Source organism: uncultured Tyzzerella sp., from assembly GCF_963558545.1.
In the GTDB taxonomy this organism is placed as follows: domain Bacteria; phylum Bacillota; class Clostridia; order Lachnospirales; family CAG-274; genus Tyzzerella.
Genome location: NZ_CAUWHO010000035.1, coordinates 1 through 22497 on the forward strand (window position 1 = coordinate 1; position 22497 = coordinate 22497).

At 26.3% G+C, this 22497-nt stretch carries 18 protein-coding genes; 4 read left to right on the plus strand and 14 right to left on the minus strand.

The window, feature by feature from the left end; translation table 11 throughout:
- Positions 1–308 precede the first annotated feature (308 nt).
- From R5Z65_RS06640 to rsgA, 7 genes are read right to left on the minus strand one after another with little or no spacing between them, the layout of a single operon-like run.
- On the minus strand, positions 309–1577 hold the full coding sequence (locus R5Z65_RS06640; RefSeq protein ID WP_317368006.1) for an AI-2E family transporter: 1269 nt from the start codon (positions 1575–1577) through the stop codon (positions 309–311).
- Positions 1578–1588: 11 nt separating this feature from the next.
- Positions 1589–3034 (minus strand): aminoacyl-histidine dipeptidase, encoded by a 1446-nt coding sequence (locus tag R5Z65_RS06645; RefSeq protein ID WP_317368008.1) that lies wholly within the window; start codon positions 3032–3034, stop codon positions 1589–1591.
- 25 nt (positions 3035–3059) lie between these two features.
- Positions 3060–4418: a PFL family protein gene (locus tag R5Z65_RS06650; RefSeq protein WP_317368011.1), complete on the minus strand. Its 1359-nt coding sequence runs from the start codon at positions 4416–4418 to the stop codon at positions 3060–3062.
- A 19-nt stretch (positions 4419–4437) separates the two neighbouring features.
- A complete protein-coding gene (locus tag R5Z65_RS06655; protein ID WP_317368036.1) occupies positions 4438–4710 on the minus strand; it encodes an ACT domain-containing protein in 273 nt (90 codons plus the stop codon).
- A gap of 30 nt (positions 4711–4740) precedes the next feature.
- Positions 4741–5373 (minus strand): thiamine diphosphokinase, encoded by a 633-nt coding sequence (locus R5Z65_RS06660; protein ID WP_317368012.1) that lies wholly within the window; start codon positions 5371–5373, stop codon positions 4741–4743.
- 4 nt (positions 5374–5377) lie between these two features.
- Positions 5378–6040, minus strand: a complete 663-nt coding sequence (gene rpe, locus R5Z65_RS06665) for a ribulose-phosphate 3-epimerase (protein ID WP_317368013.1) — start codon at positions 6038–6040, stop codon at positions 5378–5380.
- A gap of 4 nt (positions 6041–6044) precedes the next feature.
- On the minus strand, positions 6045–6905 hold the full coding sequence (gene rsgA / locus R5Z65_RS06670; RefSeq protein WP_317368014.1) for a ribosome small subunit-dependent GTPase A: 861 nt from the start codon (positions 6903–6905) through the stop codon (positions 6045–6047).
- Positions 6906–7059: 154 nt separating this feature from the next.
- On the opposite strand from rsgA, the gene R5Z65_RS06675 reads away from it, so the two are divergent.
- Complete coding sequence (locus R5Z65_RS06675) at positions 7060–7434, plus strand: metalloregulator ArsR/SmtB family transcription factor (RefSeq protein WP_317368016.1); 375 nt, start codon at positions 7060–7062, stop codon at positions 7432–7434.
- A gap of 5 nt (positions 7435–7439) precedes the next feature.
- The gene (locus R5Z65_RS06680; protein WP_317368017.1) at positions 7440–9761 is read left to right on the plus strand and encodes a heavy metal translocating P-type ATPase; all 2322 of its coding nucleotides are present in this window, start codon (positions 7440–7442) and stop codon (positions 9759–9761) included.
- A 90-nt stretch (positions 9762–9851) separates the two neighbouring features.
- On the opposite strand, the gene R5Z65_RS06685 is transcribed toward R5Z65_RS06680, so the two are convergent.
- The 7 genes from R5Z65_RS06685 to nrdD all read right to left on the minus strand — a co-directional run bounded on the left by R5Z65_RS06685 (position 9852) and on the right by nrdD (position 18567).
- Complete coding sequence (locus tag R5Z65_RS06685; protein WP_317368019.1) at positions 9852–13229, minus strand: EAL domain-containing protein; 3378 nt, start codon at positions 13227–13229, stop codon at positions 9852–9854.
- A gap of 37 nt (positions 13230–13266) precedes the next feature.
- Positions 13267–14067, minus strand: a complete 801-nt coding sequence (gene proC, locus R5Z65_RS06690; protein WP_317368020.1) for a pyrroline-5-carboxylate reductase — start codon at positions 14065–14067, stop codon at positions 13267–13269.
- Positions 14068–14148: 81 nt separating this feature from the next.
- Positions 14149–14388: an RNA-binding S4 domain-containing protein gene (locus R5Z65_RS06695; RefSeq protein WP_317368022.1), complete on the minus strand. Its 240-nt coding sequence runs from the start codon at positions 14386–14388 to the stop codon at positions 14149–14151.
- Between the two features lie 79 nt (positions 14389–14467).
- Positions 14468–14746 (minus strand): HU family DNA-binding protein, encoded by a 279-nt coding sequence (locus tag R5Z65_RS06700; RefSeq protein WP_317368025.1) that lies wholly within the window; start codon positions 14744–14746, stop codon positions 14468–14470.
- A 650-nt stretch (positions 14747–15396) separates the two neighbouring features.
- Positions 15397–15909 carry a dUTP pyrophosphatase gene (locus tag R5Z65_RS06705; RefSeq protein ID WP_317368027.1) on the minus strand — a complete coding sequence of 171 codons (513 nt, stop codon included), beginning with the start codon at positions 15907–15909 and terminating at the stop codon, positions 15397–15399.
- A gap of 9 nt (positions 15910–15918) precedes the next feature.
- The gene (gene nrdG / locus R5Z65_RS06710) at positions 15919–16407 is read right to left on the minus strand and encodes an anaerobic ribonucleoside-triphosphate reductase activating protein (protein ID WP_317368029.1); all 489 of its coding nucleotides are present in this window, start codon (positions 16405–16407) and stop codon (positions 15919–15921) included.
- A gap of 9 nt (positions 16408–16416) precedes the next feature.
- Positions 16417–18567 carry an anaerobic ribonucleoside-triphosphate reductase gene (nrdD, locus tag R5Z65_RS06715; RefSeq protein ID WP_317368032.1) on the minus strand — a complete coding sequence of 717 codons (2151 nt, stop codon included), beginning with the start codon at positions 18565–18567 and terminating at the stop codon, positions 16417–16419.
- A gap of 302 nt (positions 18568–18869) precedes the next feature.
- On the opposite strand from nrdD, the gene asnB reads away from it, so the two are divergent.
- Both asnB and R5Z65_RS06725 read left to right on the plus strand, forming a co-directional pair.
- Entirely contained in the window at positions 18870–20720 is a 1851-nt protein-coding gene (asnB, locus tag R5Z65_RS06720) for an asparagine synthase (glutamine-hydrolyzing) (RefSeq protein ID WP_317368034.1), read from the plus strand.
- Between the two features lie 105 nt (positions 20721–20825).
- Positions 20826–22497 (plus strand): penicillin-binding transpeptidase domain-containing protein (locus R5Z65_RS06725; protein ID WP_317368035.1); only part of this gene is annotated, 1672 nt, incomplete at its 3' end.

Consider the following 22497-nt stretch of genomic DNA (forward strand, 5'->3'; position numbering starts at 1 on the left):
ATTTATAGGCTCATCTGCTATTTTTTAAATATCTTAATAATTTCATTTAGTAAAAATGCTGATAATATTTCTTAACCACAATTATTTTAATTTAAAGTATGTAACAGTAGATTACATACTTTTATTTTGTATAATTTACCCTTACAATTCCAAGTATAACTTCTGTTTTATTTTCTTTTTTCACTATTTCAGGTCTTATCTTTAATTAATTCTTCTCCTTGTAAAAATTGAACAAACAAAAAAAGTTGTATAATGTTTAACTTTAGTGATTTTTACGCTAACTTAAATACATTATACAACCTTCTTAATTAAGATATTTGTTTTTTTAGTCTACGTCTTTTATATATTCTAGATGAAAATAATTTTATTGTAGCAAATACAGGAATAGCAAAAACCATACCCCATAAACCAAATAAATTACCTGTAATAGATAGAGCTATAATAACAACAACAGGGCTAAGCTCTACACTTTCACCTACCACTTTTGGTGCAATAAATATTGTATCTACTTGTTGTAAAGCTATCATACCGATAGTTGCATATAGAGCTTGCATAGGCTCACCACTTATAAGCGCAACACATATAGCTAATAAAAATCCTACTAATGCGCCAAAATATGGTATTACATTAGAAAAACCAGATATTATACCTATAATAACGGCAAATTTTAATCCAATAGCAGATAATACAATACTTATAAGTATTGCCATAATAGAAGCATCTAATAGCATACCTCTTATATAACCAGAAAATACTGCGTGTACATCTCCTAAACCATCTTTTACAACAGTGTAAAATCTTTTAGGTAAAAATGTAATACATACATTTTCTAATTTTTCTTTTATAACTTTTTTGTCCTTTAAGAAATAAAAGCAAATTACTATACTAATAAGAACATTAACTATACCATTACCTATATTTGTTATTATAGATATAATATTATTCCCAATATCATATACAAAAGATGAAAAACTTTTTGTTATTTTATTAAGATGTGGAGAAATGTATTCTTCAAAAATTTCATTGCTAATTAATTCTCCATCTATCTTATTATAAAACTTTAGTAAATCTTGTTGAAATCCAGATATAGATGTTGTTATATATGTTGTTATATTGTCTATAAAACTTCCTGCACCACTTTTACTTATGCTATTTACTAACACCATACTAAGTACAACTACAACTAGTACTATCGATAAGTATGTTAGTATAGTACCTTCTAATCTTCCTTTTGTTTCAACTTTTTCTTTTTTATTACGTCTTTTTTTATTTTTTTTGTTACTTTTAACTTTTTCAATTTTTTCTTTTAAATATTTATCATATACTTTTTCATATTTAATTTGAAAAAAATCAACAACAGGGTCTAATAAATACGCCAATACAAATGCTATAACAACAACTATAATAGTAGATAAAAACCAACTTAACCCATTTTGTATATTTTCAAATATTATACCTAAATTTTTTAAAACATATGCAAAAAAATCTATTCCATATTTTAAGGCGTATAACATCACTAATGTAACTACTATATGAAAAGATATTATTAAATATTTTTTATTCCACGGTAATTTCATTTAACTATCTCCTATTTTAATTCTTTTAAAAGGTTTAGTAAAAATTCCCAAGTTCTATCTATAGAAGATATACTTGCTCTTTCATCTGGAGTATGTATATCATATAAATTTGGACCAAAAGATATTAAATCTAATTGTGGCATCTTTTCTGAAAATAGTCCACATTCTAACCCTGCGTGTATAATTTGTAATTCTGGCTCTTTTTCATACATTTTTTTATATATGTTTATACATTTATCTCTAACCAAAGACTTTTCCTTATATTCCCAAGCTGGATAAGAACCTCTAAATTCTATTTTACCTTTCATACTATTTATAAGTAATTCAACTTGCTCCATTATAAGCTCTTTTTTAGAAGAAACAGCACTTCTTATGGAAGATACAATTTGTATACTACTATCTGTAGTTCTAACTACACCTAAATTTATAGAGCTTTCTACAAGGCCTTCTATATTAGTACTCATAGTTTGTACACCATTAGGGAATAACATCAATGCTGTTATTATTTTCTTAAAATCTTCTTTACTAAAAGATTTATTAAAGTTTTCCACTTTTTCTAATCTTAATGATAGATTAGGGTCTGTATTTTTGTATTCCTCTTTATATACATTTTCTATTTTTTTAATTTTTTCTTTTAATAAGTTTAAATTATTATCATCTATAGAAATAGTAGCTTCTGCTTCTCTAGGTATAGCATTGTCTTTAGAGCCACCTTCTATTTTATTTAAAGAAAAATCTATATCTTTAGATAAAGTGTTTAATAATCTTGCTAAAAGTTTATTAGAATTGCCTCTTCCTTTATTAACATCTATACCAGAATGCCCGCCCATTAAGCCATAAACACCAACACAATAAGACGATTTCTTATTATCTTCAAAGTTTACTGGTATTTCTATGTCACATTTTACACCACCAGCACAACCAACAGTAAATATACCTTCTTCATCAGAATCTATATTTAAAAATACAGTAGCATTTAAATCATTAGTTTCTAAAGCGCTTACCCCTTCCATACCAGATTCTTCACAAGCTGTAAAAATAGCTTCTATTGGTGGATGTGGTATATCATTAGAATCTAATAATGCTAAAGTCATAGCAACAGCTATGCCATTATCAGAACCTAAAGTTGTTCTATCTGCTTTTATAAAATCTCCATCATATATTATTTTGATAGGGTCTTTAAAAAAATCGTGTTCTACATCTTTATTTTTTTCACACACCATATCTGTATGTCCTTGTATAGCTACCACTCGACTCTTTTCATAACCATTTGTACCAGGTTTTTTTATAACAACATTATAAGTTTCATCTATTCTAACTTCTAAATTTCTTTCTTTAGCAAAATTTACTAAATATTCACTTATAGCTTTTTCGTGAAAGCTTGGTCTAGGTATTTTACTTATTTCTTCAAAAAAGTAAAACACTTTAGCACTTTTTAATTCACATACTTTATTCATAAATTATCCCTCCATTATTTGCTTGTTAATTTTTAAAACTATGGATAGGTGCTGGTATTCTTCCTCCACGTTTAATAAAATCTTCACATCTAGCTTTATTTACAGGCATTATAGGTGCTTCTCCTAAAAGGCCTCCAAAAGATACCATTTCTCCAACATCTTTACCTATAACAGGTATTATCCTAACTGCTGTTGTTTTATTATTAACCATACCTATGGCCATTTCATCTGCTATTATTGCAGATATTGTATGCTCGCTAGTATCTCCTGGTATAGCAACCATATCAAGTCCAACAGAACAAACACAAGTCATAGCTTCCAACTTATCTAATGTTAAAAATCCTTTTTTTGCAGCATCTATCATTGCGTGGTCTTCACTAACTGGTATAAATGCACCACTAAGTCCACCAACATAAGAAGATGCCATAACCCCACCTTTTTTTACGTTATCATTTAATATGGCAAGAGCGGCAGTTGTGCCGTGAGCACCTGCATATTCTAATCCCATTTCATTAAATATCTCTGCTATACTATCTCCAACAGCTGGAGTTGGTGCAAGAGATAAATCTATTATACCAAAAGGTACATTAAGTCTTTTAGATGCCTCTGATGCTACTAATTGTCCTACTCTTGTTATTTTAAATGCCGTCTTTTTAACTGTTTCACAAAGTATTTCAAAATCTTTTCCTTTTACTTCCTCTAAAGCTTTTTTTACAACACCAGGTCCACTAACTCCAACATTTATAACTAAATCTCTTTCTGATACACCGTGAAAAGCACCTGCCATAAATGGATTATCGCCAACAGCATTACAAAATACAACAAATTTTGCACAAGCCATAGAGCTATTATCTTTTGTAAGATATGCCATTTCTTTAATTATTTCACCCATTTTTCTTACAGCATTCATATTAATACCATACCTAGATGAGCCAACACAAACAGATGAACAAACTCTCTCTGTACTAGCTAAAGCCTCAGGTATGCTTCTAACAAGGTTTATATCTGAATTTGTACTACCTTTTTCTATTAATGCAGAATACCCACCTATAAAATTTACCCCTACATCTTTTGCTGCTTTATCTAAAGTTTTGGCTATTTCTACAAAATCTTGTTGTTTATGGTCTAAACCTATAAGCCCTATCGGTGTAACAGCTATTCTTTTATTTACTATAGGTATACCGTATTCCTTAGCTATATCATCACCTACGGATACTAAATTTTTTGCATTTTTTGTTATTTTATCATAAATTTTATCTTTTAATTTATTTATATCAGAATCTATACAATCTAAAAGACTAATACCCATAGTTATTGTCCTAACATCTAAGTTAGATTCTTCTATCATTTTATTAGTTTCTTGTATTTCATAGTTGGTTAACATTAATTTCCCTCCCAAATTATTAAATTCTGTGCATACTATCAAATATGTCGGCTCTTTGTAATTTTATTTCTACGCCAATATTTTTTGCCACTTGTTCTATACCTTCTATAACTTGACTAAATTTATCATCTACATTGGATATATCTACCACCATAGTCATATTAAAATATCCATCAAGTATATGCTGAGATATTTCTAATATATTAATTTCATTTTTTGATAAAAATCCACAAACTTCTGCTATAATACCTATATTATCTTTACCTATTACACTAATTATACCTTTCATAATTAACCCTCCAAAATTTTTATATTTTATATTTTAATCATTAGATTTCATAACTAATAAATACCCTTTTTGTATGGAAACACTAGCTATGCTATTTTCCATAACATTGCTAACACCCAAAGATTTGCCTATACTCATAGTAGCATTTTTTAAAGGATATTCTAGCCCTATTGTAGTTACACCTTCAACAAATGTAGTAATAGGGATTAATGATACTAAATCACCTTTTTGTCCTATTATTTCTATACTACTAGATATTATATTTATTTGGTTATTACTATCTATAATTGTTGCCTTAACATTAGCTTCTTCTGCCTTTATTAAAAGATTTATATTTGTCAACGTATGGTCTAGCCTTGTCCCAGTAGCACCTAAAATTATTATTTCATTTGCACCTAACGATATTGCAAAATCTATACAAAGCTCCATATCTGTTTCATCTTTTTTTGTGGCAAATTTTTTAAAAGTTACATTTTTAGTTTTATAAAACTGTATTATTTGTGGTATAGAAGAATCTAAATCTCCCAATATATAATGTGGTATAATACCCTCTTCAAATAAATATTTGCTACCACCATCACAACATATAATTATATCATTAGATTTTAAAATTTTTTGTATACCTTCATTATATATATTACCACTACCTACAATCAAAACTCTCATAATATCACCCAAACTTTTTAAATATCTCATTATATTCCTTAATAATACTAGACTTGTCCTCTTTTTCAAATATATCAGAACCAACTACTATAACGTTAGCACCTGCTTCTAAAACTTTATCTACATTATCTATTTTTATACCACCGTCTACCTCTAGCTCACAATTTAAGTTATTTTCATATATGTAATCTCTTAATGCAGATATTTTTTCAAGGCTATTTTCCATAAATTTTTGTCCACCAAATCCAGGTTCTACACTCATAACAAGTACTAAATCTAAATATTTTATATATGGTAATAGCTCTTTATAGCTTGTGTTTGGTTTTATAGTCATTCCAACCTTTTTATTAGCATCTTTTATTTTTTTTATTATTTCCATATGTTCATTAGTTGCCTCAAAATGAAAATTTATAATATCACAACCTAAAGATATAAATTCATCTATGTATCTTTCTGGTTTTTCAATCATAAAATGTGCATCTAACACCATATTAGTAGCTTTTCTAATACTTTTTATAACAGGCATACCAATAGATATATTAGGTACAAACATACCATCCATAACGTCTATATGTACATATTGTATACCTTCTTTTTCCAATATTTTTAGTTCTTCTTCTAATCTTACAAAATTTGCAGATAATATAGAGGGAGATAATTTAATCATATTTTTAGTTCCTTTCTAACATTTCATTTAATAATTTTGTGTATCTATTATATCTTTCTTTAGATATATTTTTACCTATTTGCCCTTTTATAGCACAGTTTGGCTCGTGGATATGCTTGCAATCATAAAATTTACAATCACCTAAAAAGTATTTAAATTCTTTAAAATATTTATCTAAGTCATTTTCTAAAAAGTCCATATTTAAAGATGTAAACCCTGGTGAATCTACAATATAAGTATGTTCCCAAGCCTCTAGTAGTTCAACCTGTCTTGTTGTGTGTTTACCACGCTCTATTTTTTTACTTATATCCCCTGTCCTTAAGCTTGCATTTGGCAATATATAGTTTATTAAGCTAGATTTTCCTACACCAGAAGGACCTGCAAAAACTGTTACTTTTCTATCCATAAAGTTTTTTAAATCTTGTATACCTATATTTTTTATAGTACTTGTAAAAATTATAGGATATATATCTTTATATAAAGATTTTATATATGTAATATCTTCTTCATTAGCTAAATCACATTTATTAATACATATTATTATATTTTCAACACTTTGGCTTTCTGCCAATACTAAAAACCTATCTAATAAATCTATATTTATGTTGGGGCTAATTATAGAAAAAGTAATAATTGCACAATCTATATTAGACACTCTAGGTCTAATAAGTATGTTTTTTCTTTCTAGTATTTCTTCTATAATACCTTTGTTGTCTTCTAATAAAGATATTTTTACATAATCTCCAACTGTTGGTGTTATTTTATTTTTTCTAAAAATACCTCTAACAGAACATTCTACTATCCCATTATTAGTATCAATAAAATATAACCCTCCAACACCTTTTATTATTCTTCCTTCTATCATATATACCTCGCAAAAATTTCTTATGTTAATTATTATATAATATTATTATATTTTATACAATATTTAAACATATAAAAATTTTAATATTGACAAAAAAAATAGAGTATATTATAATTAACATATGAACAATTATTCATATATAGGAGGTGTTTACTTGAAAGAACAAAATAAAATTGAAACTTGTGAATGTTTTAATAATGAAACTGTTGAGATGATAAAAAGTAATTCCTTATCAGATGAAATAATATATGATATGGCAGATTTTTTTAAAGTATTTTCAGACTCTACTAGGGTTAAAATTTTATATGCCCTATTAGAAAGCGATTTATGTGTTGGCGATTTAGTAAAATCTTTAGATATGAACCAATCTGCAGTATCTCACCAGCTTAGAATACTTAGACAAAATAATATAGTAAAATTTAAAAAAGAAGGTAAAGCAGTTATCTATTCTCTAGATGACTCCCACGTTTTTGAAATTTTAAGCCAAGGGTTATCGCATTTAATGCACAAAATTAATTATGAGGAGTGATGTTTATGACCAGTCAAATTTTTAATATACTCAATTTAGACTGTGCCCACTGTGCTAGCCTTATAGAAGAAGAATTAAACAAAACTAATACAGTAGAAGAAGCAAACCTAAACTTTATAAATAAAACTTTAAAAATAAATTTTAAAGAATATGTTGATATTAATTCTGAAATACCAAATATTCAAAAACTTATAGATAAAATAGAACCAGGTATAAAAATAGAACCTATTAATAATAAGTCTTCCATAAAACTTAAATTAAATGGTTTAGATTGTGCTCATTGTGCTAGCCTTATAGAAGATGAAGTTAATAACCTAAATTTTGTTAGCTCTGCATCATTAAATTTTATAGACAAAATAATAAAAATAGACTTCTATGATAATGAGAATATAGAAAATAAAATACAAAGTATAAAAAATTTAATAGATAAAATAGAATCTGGTTTAGAAATTTCTGTTATATCTAAAGATATTAAATCTAAAAAAGATAATGAAGATAACGAAAACAACATAAATGAAAAAATTGAACTATCAAGAATATTAATAGGTGCTGGTATATTTGTTATAGCTAAAGTTTTCGATTTAACACTGCTTTATACAATAGCTTATTTAATACTTGGCTACGATGTAATATTTAAAGCTTTAAAGAATATTTTAAAAGGTAAAATATTTGATGAAAATTTTTTAATGGCTCTTGCAACAGTGGGTGCTATTATAATAAAAGAATATCCAGAAGCTGTGGCTGTTATGCTATTTTACCAAATTGGCGAATATTTTCAAGAAAAAGCAGTTGGAAAATCTCGAAAAGCTATAAAATCTTTAGTTAATATTAAGGCAGAATATGCAACAAAAGAAAATGGAGAAAAAGTAGACCCAGAAGAAATATCTATAAATGATATAATAATTATTAAACCTGGAGAAAAAGTACCTCTTGATGGAATTATAGTAGATGGTAGCTCATTTTTAGATATGAGTGCCTTAATAGGCGAGGCTATCCCTAGAAAAGTTTCTGTTGGAGATGAAATACTAAGTGGTAGTATTAACAATAATAGTATTTTAAAAATTAAAGTTACTAAAGAATACAAAAACTCTACAGTTTCTAAAATACTAGATTTAGTAGAAAACTCTTATGTAAAAAAATCTAAAACAGAAAGTTTTATAAGTAAATTTGCTAAAATATATACACCTGTAATAGTTATATCTGCAATATTTTTAGCTATTATACCTCCCCTATTTACAGGATATAACTTTTCTCATTGGATAGAAAAAAGTTTAGTATTTTTAGTTTCATCTTGTCCTTGTGCCTTAGTTGTATCTGTTCCTTTAAGTTTCTTTAGTGGTATAGGTGCTGCATCTAAAAAAGGAATTTTAATAAAAGGTAGCGTATATATGCAAGATTTGAGCCTTGTAGATACAATTGTTTTTGATAAAACAGGAACATTAACTAAAGGCGTATTTGAAATAAGTAAAATAGAAACTAACAATATTGATAAAGAAGAATTTTTAAGCTTAGTGTATAGCTTAGAAAGTTTGTCTATACACCCTGTTGCAAAATCTATTGTTAACTATTATGAAAATAATTTTAAAAATATTTCAAATAATTATAAAGTAGAAAATTTTGAAGAAATAAGTGGATATGGCTTAAAAGGTATGGTTAATAATAATGAAATATTATTGGGAAATTCAAAATTACTAGATAAATATAATATATCTTATAAAAAATCTAACGATAATGGAACAATTGTTTATGTAGCTAAAAATGGAATATATATAGGTTATATAGTAGTATCTGATGTTATAAAATCGGAATCTAAAGAAACAATTACTGCTTTAAAACAACTAGGTATTTCAAGCACAATTATGCTTAGTGGTGATAGAAAAGAAACAGCACAGTTTGTTGCTAATAGTATAGGAATAGATGATGTATATTATGAGTTACTACCTCAAGACAAAGTATCTATATTTGAAAAAATTAAACTAGAAAATAATAATAAAAAAGTTGCTTTTGTTGGAGATGGTATAAATGACGCACCTGTTTTAGCTATATCTGATGTTGGTATTGCTATGGGTGGTGTTGGTTCTGATGCAGCTATAGAAGCTGCCGATATAGTTATAATGAATGATAATTTAGAAAAAATTAAAGAAGGTATTATTATTAGTAAAAATACAATTAAAATAGTAAAATCTAATATAATTTTCTCACTATTAGTAAAATTTAGTGTTTTATTCCTTGCTTTATTTGGATATGCTACAATGTGGATAGCTGTTTTTGCAGATGTTGGTGTATCTGTTATAGCCATATTAAATGCTATGAGGAAAAAAATATAAAAAGCTTCCTCTTTTAAGAGGAAGCTTTTTATATTTTACAACTAAAATATTAATTATATTTTTAAATAAAAAGTATTAAAAAATTAATTACTAAATATAATTAAAGTATCCATCATTATTTTTTAAAAATTCACTTACAGATACAGGCTTAGAATATAAATATCCCTGAACCATATCACAGTTCATATTACGCAAAACCTCTTCTTGCTCTTTAGTCTCTACACCTTCTGCAATTGTTTTTATATTTAGTTCTTTACACATACATATTATATTTTTCATTATTACTTCATTTATAGCATTTTCGCCTAAATTTTTTACCATAATTTTATCTAATTTTAAACCATCAAAATCTATTTCAGATAAAATTGTTAAATTACTATATTTTACACCAAAATCATCCAAAAGAATACTTATTCCCATATTCTCTATTTTTTTAAGCACAGTACATATAGCTTGTTTTTCTAAATCTCCTATACTTTCTGTAACTTCTATTTCTATATATTTAGGGTCTACATCATATCTACTTTTTATGTCTGACACCATTTTAACAATATCATCCTCTAATAATGTTCTTCTTGAAAAATTTAGTGATATTGGTATAAGAGGTTTATTTTTCTTTTTCCAAGATTCTAACAATTTTAAAACTTCTTCAAAAACAAATAAATCTATATAATGTATTAAATAATGATGCTCTAATATAGGTATAAATTTATCTGGTGATACATACCCACCTTCTAAGTTTCTTTTTCTTATTAAAGCTTCAGCACCACATAGATTATTATCTTTTAGTTGTACCTTAGGTTGTAAAAATATTTCGTATTCTTTTGTTTCTATAGATAACATTACTTCTCTTAATAACGTATTTCTTTTACAGGTAGTATCATTAACAAGTTCTCTATTTTTATTGCTTTGTGCTTTTCTAAAATGTATGGCAGAATTAACAAGATGGTTTAATTCTTTTTCATTACTGCTCCAAGCTTTACCATATGTCATAGATAAGCCCATTTTTTCTAAAGATTTAGATAAATTTTCTATTTCTTCTAAGAAAATCTCATATTCAATATTTTCTATTAATATTAAAAATTCGTTTCCATTTAACCTAAATATTATATTTTTATTAAACTGACTTTTAAGTATATTTGATAAATTTAATATTATTTGGTCACCAGCTAATATACCTGCTGTATGGTTAATATTATTAAGTTCATTTAATGCTAAACATATAACACCTATATTTTCAATATTATCTGAATCATAATGTTTTTCATATATTCTATATGCGTTCCTATTAAGCACACCTGTTAATGTATCATAATTTTTTTCTAACTGCAATTCTTTTTCTAAGGTACTTTTAATAATTTGCTCGCCTATAAAATAAGAAATACTATTACAGTATTCTTCCATATTTTCATAATAATGATTATTTTCTATTTTGTTGCTATCAATACATATTATGTAGCCTATATAATTATTTTTACTTACAATAGGAATAATAAGCATATTACATAATTTGTATTGTATCATAAAATTATATAAACTATGTGATATAGGTATAGCCTCTTGTTCTCCGCTTAAATATTTTATTCCTTTAATAGGAGAATTAATAAATTCGTTTAATATTATATTTTCTAAATCTAATTTTATTTTGTTTTCTAAGTTATTTTCTAAATAAGAATAATAAGAAGAAGAAATTTCATCTTTTTTATTTATTGTAAATACAAACCCAAGTTCAGAATTGTAAAATTTGCATATTAGTTCTAGTATATAATTAATGTTATCCTCATAGTTATATTCTTTGCAAAGATGTGTTATAGAAGATAATATAACTTTACTTATGTCTTGATTAATATTATACTTTTCTATGTTTTCTTCTAAAGGAATGCTAGTCCCTAATGTAAACATACACTTTTTATTATTTAAAGATATTAATTTATTTTTTAATAATAAATCTTTTTTTAGATGTTTATTATATTGATTCCATATAAAAAAGTCTGAATAGCTCCAAAATATATTCTTGCAAAAGCTACAAGGCTTTTCTTTATTATATATAATTTTATAACATTCTTTATCTATACATTCTTCCTTATCCATTTTAAAAAAATTAAAGAATGTATCATTTGCATCTATTAATTTATAGCTAACTGGGTCTATAATATAAGCTATATTATCGCTTTCGGCCGATAATACTTCATTAATACTTTTATAATCCTTTATATCATAATTAACTTTATCTACCGTAATATCTAAGCTTTTTACTGGTTCTTCTGGAGTTAATTTTTCTATATATTTGTTGCTATCGTTACTTTTATTATCTATATCTTTAAAATATAAAAACCCTAATATATCATTTTCATATGTATCCCTAAAAAGTGTTACTGTAAAATCAATCCATCTAATGTTTTCTTTATCAATAACTCTTCTAAATTTATATTTTAAAAGATTATTTCCTTTATTATATTCTTCCAAAAGATTTTTATAGTGTAATAATTTAAAATATTTTTCTCTATCATCTGGATGAATTGTTTTAAGTATATTTTTTTGCAATATTTCTGACATACCTAAATCGCCTATTATACCACTATAAATATTCCATAATCCACTTACATATAAAAATTTATTTTTACTAACATTAACTTTTCCATATGCACATAGTTCTTCTAACAAAGATTTATAAAATTTTGAGTCTGTAGTATAGGCCATTTCCATTTCTTTTAAGTTATTTATATTTTCTAATGTACCTATAACCGTACTTGATATATCTGATTGTGATTTTTTGCTTAAAAGTGTCATTCTAAACCAAACATACTTACCGTTTTTATTTTTCATTTTAATATCACATACAGATTTTTTGCTACCATTATTAATTCTATTAAAAGCTTCTAAATATACGTCTTTAAAAAAATCTTGTACAATCCCATTATCAATCCAACTTTGTGGAAAATTTTCAATTGTTAGCTCGTCATCTTTATAAATTTGATTGTAATGGGTATGTACATATGCTATATTGTTATCTTGATACCATTCAAATATTTCATTATCTGATTTAGATAAAATAACTTCCATTTTATAAAAATCATTTATGTTTTGATGAAAGCCTTTTATCTTAATTACACCATTATTTAAACTAATAAATCTTCCAAAGCATCTAGCTTTTATATCTCCTAAGATAGGGTGTTTCCAAGGATACTGCACTTCCACTCCATTACCAGTTACACATATTTTTTCTATGGCCTTTTCTATATAAGAATAGTAACCTTTATGTATCCTAGAATACCAAAATTCAAAACATTTTTCTGGGGATAAACGCTCTGTACGTCCAAGTAATTCTAACATAGTATCATTACAATACATTCTATTAATACCTGTATTGTTGTCTATTTCGATAATCCAAAGCCCTATTTTACTACTATCTAATATATCTATAAAATCAGCCTCTTCAAAAGACTTATTTTTTTTACTTTTGCTCATATCTCATCTCCTCAAGATTCTATTAAATATAAAATTATTATTTATTTAATGATATATCTTTTTTTATAGTATTCTCTATAGCTTTAACTATACCTTGTTGAAAATTATTTTCTTCTAATGTACATATCCCCTCAATAGTAGTACCTCCAGGGGAGCATACTTTATCTATAAGCTCCCAAGGATGTTTTTCGCTAATTTTTAGCATATTAGCACTTCCAATAGTAACATCTATTGCTATTTGTAGCGCCTCCTTTTTATTTAAGCCCATTTTTTGAGCCCCTTTTGCAATAGAATCTAAAAATAAGTATATATACGCTGGACTACACCCTGCTATAGCTGTAAATATACTAAATTTTTCCTCTGGTATATAAAAAACAGACCCTATAGTTTTAAATAAGTTTATAACATATTCTACATTCTCTTCTTTTATATTATTGTAACAATAAGCTGATGTTGCTAAACCAATTTCAGCATTAATATTAGGCATAATTCGTATTATCCCTATATTGTCATTATTTATCGTATTACATAAGCTACTTGTTGAAACTCCGGCAGCAATAGAAACTATTATAGGATTATAAATATCTAAATATCCTTTTATATTTTCCAAAACTTTTAAAATAATATCTGGTTTTACAGCAAGTATTAAGCAATCAACATTTTTAACTAATTCTTCATAATCAGTACATATATTTACGTTAAATTGTTGTTTAAATTGTTCTAGCTTTAAAATGTCTATATCATATATAAATATATCCTTACTGTTTATATTATTAGCTAAAAATCCCTTTAATATAGAGCCACCCATATTACCTATACCTAAAAAACCTATATTCATTTAATCACCAACTTAATAATAATATTTTACCTTATATTATACATAAATTTTTATAATAAGTCAATTTTATAAATAAATAAACTATATATTTTCGTATAAATTTACAGCTTCTTCTTTTTTTACAATATCTTTCACTTCTAAGACCTTTATTTTTACACAATTATTCCCTAAGTTTATTTGTATAACATCACCAATCTTTACATCTAAAGATGCTTTTGCCACTTTGTCATTTACCAAAACTCTGCCTGCATCACAAGCCTCATTTGCTATAGTTCTTCTTTTTATTATTCTAGCTACTTTTAAGTATTTATCTAATCTCACAATTATATCTCCTTACATAAAATTTAAATATTTGTAAAATAAAATCTCTCTTAAAAAGAGAGATTTTATTTTACAAATATTACTTATTATTTACAGCATCTTTTAATGCTTTACCAGCTTTAAATCTAGGTGCTGTAGATGCTGCAATTTTCATAGGCTCTTTAGTTTGAGGATTTCTTCCCATATGTTCAGCTCTTTCTATAACATCAAAAGTACCAAATCCGACTAATCTAATTTCACCTTTATTAGAAAGTTCTTCTTTTACTACGTCCTCAAAAGCTTTTAAAGCTTTCTCTGCATCTTTTTTTGTTAATTCTGCTTTTTCTGCAATAGCTGCTATTAATTCTGCTTTATTCATTTTAATAAGCCTCCTCAATAATTAAATACTAATACATTAAAATGTATCCCTATCTATTTATACCTGTTAAATAGCAATTTGTCAAGGATATTTTAACATTTTTGTTAAAATAAATGTAACCTATATTTTATAATTTAAAGTTTTTAAACATATTTTATACAAAATATATTGAAATTTTATCTATTCTCTTTATAATAACTCTTCTACCCATACATTATGCCCTTAATCACCAATATATTTAGCATCTTTAATCATATCAAGTATTTTTGACATATCACCTTAAAAGTGATAAATTATTTTATTACCTGTTTTTATATGATTAGCAGAGCAACCAATTGATATACCTAAATATTCTGATATAAACCTAAGTGATAAGTATATTTAGTTATTATAATTGTATATACTTAGGTTAAGTTCTTCTTACTCATTAAAGAATATAATTGTATCTTTTATATACTTTATTAAAGTTTTATTTACTGAAATTTTATTAGAAGTTTCTAAATAATGTTTTAGTTGTATCCAATATGCCAATATTTTGATTTACTAAATATTATATTTTGATTTAAGCTTAATACTAATACTACACTTAAAATTATTTTTTCTTCATTTGAATATAACTCCTATTTATGTTTATAACATAATTATATCTATTATTTACCACTACTACCTAATTTCCCATCACCACGTTTAGATGGTATTTTTAAAACATCTTCATAAGATATTTCTACACGCTCTAGCTCATTATGTACACAGTGTACAACTCCTTGAAATAAGGCCTTACTGTAAGGGTATATTATATATCCTTTTTTTATTATACTTTTTATAGGCTCATCTATACTATCTATGTCTATTTTACTAATTAATAATGGCTTATTATTACTATTTGTTGTTGCCAAAAACCATTCTCCTCTATAAGAGCTATCTATAACTCCAGCGCCATATTTAATACCTTTGCTACCGCTTGAGCCTCTTTCGTGTATTTGTATATAATAATTTAAAGGTATTGCACTAGCTATACCTGTTGGCACAAGCTTAGTTTCTCCTGGTTGTATTATCATATATTCTTCATCAAAGCAAGGATATATATCAATCCCTGCATTATATACTTCCCTTGTCGGGATTATAGCATCTTCTCTAATCTTTGCAAAATAAATTTTATCCATTTTCTTCTCCTAGTAATAATACACTATTTTATCTTCCATTAATGTTTTTTTTACATCTATAACCCTTTGGTTAGAAGAGCCTATCCATTGTAGCTCTTTATTTGATAATTCGTCTATATATTTCCCATCTACTAATACATCTATGTATTCTATATTATTTAAATTATTTATTTCTTCCCAAGTATAACCTGTGTATAGCCAAATATCTTTTGTAGGGAAATTGCTTTTTATCTCTTTCATAAAATTAAATATTTCTTCTCTATTTTGTTTATGTAGAGGGTCTCCACCACTAAATGTAATACCCTTTATATAATTTTTTTCTAATGCACTAAATATTTCTTTTTTTGCGCTTTCATCAAATATTAATCCCTTATTTATATCCCAAGTTATTTTATTATGACAATTATAACATTTATGTTCACATCCAGAAACCCACAAAACAACTCTAAGACCTGTACCATTTAACATATCGTCGTGTGTAATATTATGATATTTCATTTTTTCCCCTTACATACTTAATCTATCTTTTATTTCATTCATTTTAGCTTCGTTTAGCCTAGTATCTCCATTTACTCTAGAATAGCTTAAATACCCATTCATACGGTCTATTTTAGTTAGGTTATCACTACCACATTTAGGACAAATATCCATATTAAGCTGGCTATGCCCACATTTATCACAATAAGATAAACTAAGGTTTACACCCTCATAAAAGCCCAAATCCATAGCACGTTTTACAAGAGTCTTTATTGCCTCTTTATTGTATTCTATTGGATATTTTACATATTGTATCTTACCACCATTTAATAAATGCCAAAAACGTTTTTCTGTATCCTGTTTTTGTATAGGTGTTATATTTTCTGTAACGTGTGCGTGGAAAGAATTACTTACATATTCCCTATCAGATACATTTTCTATAATTCCAAATTTTTGCCTAAATTGCTTAACTTGTAACCCACATAAACTTTCGGCAGGTGTTCCATATATAGCATATAACACTTTGTCCTCATTTTTAAATTTTTCTATTTTTTTATTAATATACTCCATAACTTCTATAGCAAACGTACCATCTTCAAATAAAGATTTTTTATTATGTAATTGTTGCAATTCGTTTAAGGCAGTTATACCAAAACTTGCTGTAACAGATTTTAAAATAGGTTTTATTTTATCAGAAGGCTTTAAATTACCTCCATAAAATCCACCTTCACAATATGCAATAGGATTAGTAGATGCTTTCATTTCTCCTAAATAGTCTAATGTTTTTAAATGTAAATTTCTTATCATTTCTAAATAATAATCTAGCACACAATAAAAATCTTTACTTTCTGCTTTTGCCTTTGCATATATCATAGGTAAATGTAAAGAAACAGCACCTATATTAAATCTACCTACTGTTATAGCCTTGTCATTTTCATCTACTGGTTTTATACCACCTTTTTCAAACCAAAGACTTAAAAATGCCCTACAACCCATAGGAGATATAACTGCTTTATGTTTTTTATATGCTTCTGCCACATAGCTATCTCCAGTTAAACTTAAATAGTCTGGATACATAGTTTTGCTAGAACATTCTATAGCATCATCAAACACATCTTCTAGCTCTTTTCCATCTCCATGTAAATTTTCATCATATAAAAATACTATTTTAGGGAAAAGTACTGGCTTTTTATTTCCTTCTTTTCCTTGCCCCTCCTTATGTACCCTTAATATTATTTTACTAGCCATTTTAGCAAATTTTGTTTTACCAAGACCTATTGTAAATGTAACAAATGGATAATCTCCTCTAGAAGAACCAACAGAATTTAATTTATACTCTATACCTTGAAAACCTTGTTCAAAATCTCTCTGTAATTTTTCAATTGCTTTTTCTTCTATAAACTGCATATCAGTATAACTTAGATTTTTTCCTTTTGCATAAGATAATATATCTTTTATTTCATTTACATACTTAGTATAACTTTTTTTTGCATATTTTTCTAATATTTTATCTATTTCTGGTACAGTAAAACCACCATATTGTTGAGATGATGTAGATAAAATAACATCTCCTATAACATCAAAAGCAACTGCTAATGTTTTTGGCTCATTATACCAAAGGTTGCCCATTTCAAATCCGCCTTCTAGAACTTTTTCCATATCAAATAGACAACAATTAATAGTATCTCTTCTTGCTGTCATATCGTGAATGTATATATATCCGTCATTACAAGCTTGCTTTTCTTCTGTTGTTAGGAAAAATTTTTTATAAAGCTCTTTATTTAATTGATTATATATTAAGCTTCTTTTAGTTGCTACTAATGCACTATCTGTATTGCTATTTTCTTTATCTCCTATATACATTATAGACTGGGCCTTTTGGTAAACATCATCTAGCATATGTACAAAATCTTGCTTATAATTTCTATAATCTTTATAACTTTTAGCAACATCTGGGTTAATACTTTCTAAAGCACTTTCTACAAGATTGTGCATAATATGTATAGGTACTTCGGTAAAACCACTTTTTTCTATTTCATTTTTTATAATATTACATATATTATTATAATCATATTCTTCAAAATGGTACATTACTCTATTTGCAGATTTTGTAATGGCATTTATTATTTTTTTGTCATCAAAATCTTCTAGCGTACCATCTTTTTTTATAACTTTTACCAATTTTAACCCCTCCTAAAATTTTATAAAAATATCATTAAAATTGATATTTTTAGCATATATAGTAGCTGTAATATTAATTATACACAAGTTATAGTTTTAGTCAAGACACTATTATATTGCTAAATTTTAATTTTTATTAACTTTTTATTTTATTATAGGCTTATTTTAACAAATTTATTTTTAAAATTTTTTATAACTTATATAAATAATATTTCATATATTAAAAAAACTAAATATAATATGTGTTATATTATTATTATTATTGAATAATATATTTATATAGATTTATAAGGAGAATTGTTATGTGTGGAATAGCAGGATTTTCAAGTTTTAATGAACATTTTTTAAATAATGAAGGATTTTTCACAGAAATTTTAGAAAATATGAGAGAATCTTTAAAAAGAAGAGGTAATGATGCAAAGGGATTTTATATAGACAACCATTTTTGTGCAACTCACGCTAGATTATCTATTAGAGATTTAACGGAAAGTGGAACCCAACCTATAATAAAAATTATAAATAACAATAAATATATTATAGTTTATAATGGTGAAATATATAATACAAGTGAACTAAAAAAAGACTTAAAAACCAAAGGTTATAAATTCACAACATCAACAGATACAGAAGTAATTTTATATTTATTTATAGAATATAAAGAAAAATGTGTAGAATATTTAAATGGTATATTTGCATTTTCTATATATGATACGCAAAATGAAACAATGTATCTATTTAGAGATAGAGTTGGTATAAAACCATTATTTTATACAATAAATGATAACACACTAGTATTTGGGTCAGAACCTAAAGCTATTTTTAAATATCCTAGTATAGTACCTACTATAAATCTAGATAGCTTAAAACAGATATTAGGTTTAGGTCCTGCTAGAATAGCTGGAAAAGGCGTATTTAAAAATTTATATGAAATAAAACCAGGGCATTTTGCTATTTTTAATAAATATGGTTTTAAAGAAATTCAATATTGGGAGCTAAAAAGCGATTATCATAAAGATAGTTATGAGCAAACAGTAGAAAAGGTATCATTTTTAGTAAGAGATTCCATAGAAAGTCAATTAGTATCAGATGTAGATGTATGTACATTTTTATCTGGTGGTATAGATTCTAGCATAGTTACTGCTGTTTCTTCTAACTATCTAAATAAATTGGGTAAAAAGCTAAATACATTTTCATTTGATTTCAAAGAAAATGATATATATTTTAAATCTAATAGTTTTCAACCAGAACGTGATAAGCCATATGTAGATATTATGCTAAAAGAATACGATTTAAATCATAAATATTTAGAATGTAACGAAGAAGAGCTTATAGATTTGTTATATAAAGCTGTAGATGCTAAAGACTTGCCAGGTATGGCAGATGTAGATGCTTCTATGTTATATTTTTGTTCTCTAGTTTCTAAAGAAAATAAAGTGGCTTTAACAGGAGAATGTGCAGATGAAATATTTGGAGGTTATCCTTGGTTTTATAGAGAAGATTTATTAAATTCTAATACATTTCCTTGGTCTAAAAATATTGACACAAGAGAGCTATTTTTAATTGAAGATTTAAAAGACAAATTAAAATTATCTGAATTTTCTTTAGAAAATTATGAAAAATCTATAAAAAGTACTCCTTATCTATATGGAGAATCAAAAGAAGAATGTAAAAGACGAGAAATTGCTTATTTAAATATAAAGTGGTTTATGTCAACATTGTTAGAAAGAATGGACAGAATGAGTATGTATAATAGCTTAGAGGCTAGAGTTCCATTTGCAGACCATAGAATAATAGAGTATCTTTGGAATGTACCTTGGGATATGAAATATAAAAATAATATAGAAAAAAGCCTACTTAGAGAAGCAACCAAAGACTTATTACCAAAAGAGCTTTTAAATCGCAAAAAAAGTCCATATCCTAAAACATATAACCCTAACTATGAAAAACTCTTAATTAATGAACTACAATCTATAATAAATAACAATAACTCCCCTATTAACAATTTAATAGATAAAAACAAAGTATTAGAATTTATTAAAAAACCTTCAGATTATGGTAAACCTTGGTTTGGACAATTAATGTCTTCCCCTCAGCTTATGGCATATTTTATACAAATTAATTATTGGTTAGATAAATACAATTTATCTTTATAAAAAAGAGGCATTTTAGCCTCTTTTTATAAATGTGCCTAAAATAGAATATATATACACTTTTTGATATATAATGTAAAACTAGTATCTATTATTAAGGAGGAATTTATGGATAAATTAAATATAAACAGTAAAAAGAAAATTATATTATATTTAATTATTTTTCAGTCAACATTTGTATTTCTTATTTGTAGGGTATTTTTCATACAAAATATAAAAGCTGAAGAATATCAAAAAATGGCTTATGAGCAACAAACAAGAGATAGATTAATATCTCCTAAAAGAGGTGAAATTGTTGATAAGAATAATAACCCTATAGCTACTAATAAAAGTGTTTACTCTATTAGCGTTATAAATTCTCAAATAAAAGAACCTGAAAAAGTTGCATCTATTTTATCTAAAGAGCTAGATTTAAATTATGAAGATGTACTTAAAAAAGTTAATAAAAAAGTAGCATTGGAAAGGATTAAAACAAAAGTAGACAAAGAAAAAGCAGATAAAATAAGAAACTTAAATTTAGTAGGTGTTATGATTGATGAGGATATAAAAAGAATATACCCAAATAATAATATGGCATCACAAGTTATAGGTTTTGTAGGTAAAGACAACCAAGGCATCATAGGACTAGAGGCTAAATATGATGAATACCTAAAAGGAAAACAAGGTAAAATTTTAACAGAAACAGATGCTCGTGGTATAGAACTAAAAAATGGTAATCAAGAAAGATTAGCCCCAATAAATGGGTATACTTTAGTAACTTCTTTAGATATAAACATACAAAAATATGCAGAACAAACGTTAGAAAAGGTTGTTAAAGCAAAAGGTGCAAAAAGAGGCTCTATAATATTAATGAATCCTCAAAATGGCGAAATATATGCTATGGCAAATAAACCTGATTTTAACTTAAATGAACCTTTTATTATAAATGATGAAAATTTAAAATCTAGCTGGGATAATATGTCTCAAAAGGATAAAAATAATGCACTAAATCAAATGTGGAGAAACTTTAGCATTAATGATACATACGAACCAGGCTCAACTTTTAAGGTAATGACTTCTGCTATGGGTCTTAATGAAAACTTAATAACACCAGAAACTAATTTTAACTGTGGTGGTGGAAAAACTGTAGGTGGTAGATATATAAAATGTTGGCGTTCGCCTAGAAGCCACGGTAGCCAAACTTTCGTTCAAGGCGTTCAAAATTCTTGCAATCCTGTATTTATGGAAGTTGGCGAAAAATTAGGAGCTGATAAATTTTATGAATATATGAAGATTTTTGGATTTAATGAAAAAACTGGTGTAGATTTACCTGGAGAAGCTGTTGGTATAATGCATAAAAAAGAAAAAGTAGGTCCTGTGGAACTTGCAACTATGAGCTTTGGTCAATCTTTTCAAATAACTCCCCTACAGTTATTAAGGGCCATATCTTCTGTTATAAATGGTGGAGAACTTATTACTCCTCATTTTGCTACAAAAATATTAGATGAAAATGGTAATGTTATAGAAGAATTAAATTATGAAAAAGGTAGAAGAACTGTATCTAAAGAAACATCTGAACAAATGAAATGGATATTAGAAAGTGTTGTTTCAGAAGGTACTGGCAACAAAACATATATACCTGGCTTTAGAATTGGTGGTAAAACTGCAACAAGTGAAAAATTACCAAGAAGAAGCGGTAAATATATTGCATCTTTTTGTGCATTTGCACCATCCGAAAATCCTCAGGTTATTGCATTAGTTTTAGTTGATGAACCTCAAGGAGTTTATTATGGTGGGCAAG

What these genes read in the sequence shown, in the direction of transcription:
- R5Z65_RS06680 (WP_317368017.1), top strand. Translation starts at nt 7,440, where the DNA reads ATGACCAGTCAAATTTTTAATATACTCAATTTAGACTGTGCCCACTGT.
- asnB (WP_317368034.1), top strand. Translation starts at nt 18,870, where the DNA reads ATGTGTGGAATAGCAGGATTTTCAAGTTTTAATGAACATTTTTTAAAT.
- rpe (WP_317368013.1), bottom strand. Translation starts at nt 6,040, where the DNA reads ATGATTAAATTATCTCCCTCTATATTATCTGCAAATTTTGTAAGATTA.
- R5Z65_RS06660 (WP_317368012.1), bottom strand. Translation starts at nt 5,373, where the DNA reads ATGAGAGTTTTGATTGTAGGTAGTGGTAATATATATAATGAAGGTATA.
- R5Z65_RS06685 (WP_317368019.1), bottom strand. Translation starts at nt 13,229, where the DNA reads ATGAGCAAAAGTAAAAAAAATAAGTCTTTTGAAGAGGCTGATTTTATA.
- R5Z65_RS06705 (WP_317368027.1), bottom strand. Translation starts at nt 15,909, where the DNA reads ATGGATAAAATTTATTTTGCAAAGATTAGAGAAGATGCTATAATCCCG.
- nrdG (WP_317368029.1), bottom strand. Translation starts at nt 16,407, where the DNA reads ATGAAATATCATAATATTACACACGACGATATGTTAAATGGTACAGGT.
- R5Z65_RS06645 (WP_317368008.1), bottom strand. Translation starts at nt 3,034, where the DNA reads ATGAATAAAGTATGTGAATTAAAAAGTGCTAAAGTGTTTTACTTTTTT.
- rsgA (WP_317368014.1), bottom strand. Translation starts at nt 6,905, where the DNA reads ATGATAGAAGGAAGAATAATAAAAGGTGTTGGAGGGTTATATTTTATT.
- R5Z65_RS06700 (WP_317368025.1), bottom strand. Translation starts at nt 14,746, where the DNA reads ATGAATAAAGCAGAATTAATAGCAGCTATTGCAGAAAAAGCAGAATTA.
- R5Z65_RS06650 (WP_317368011.1), bottom strand. Translation starts at nt 4,418, where the DNA reads ATGTTAACCAACTATGAAATACAAGAAACTAATAAAATGATAGAAGAA.
- proC (WP_317368020.1), bottom strand. Translation starts at nt 14,067, where the DNA reads ATGAATATAGGTTTTTTAGGTATAGGTAATATGGGTGGCTCTATATTA.
- R5Z65_RS06640 (WP_317368006.1), bottom strand. Translation starts at nt 1,577, where the DNA reads ATGAAATTACCGTGGAATAAAAAATATTTAATAATATCTTTTCATATA.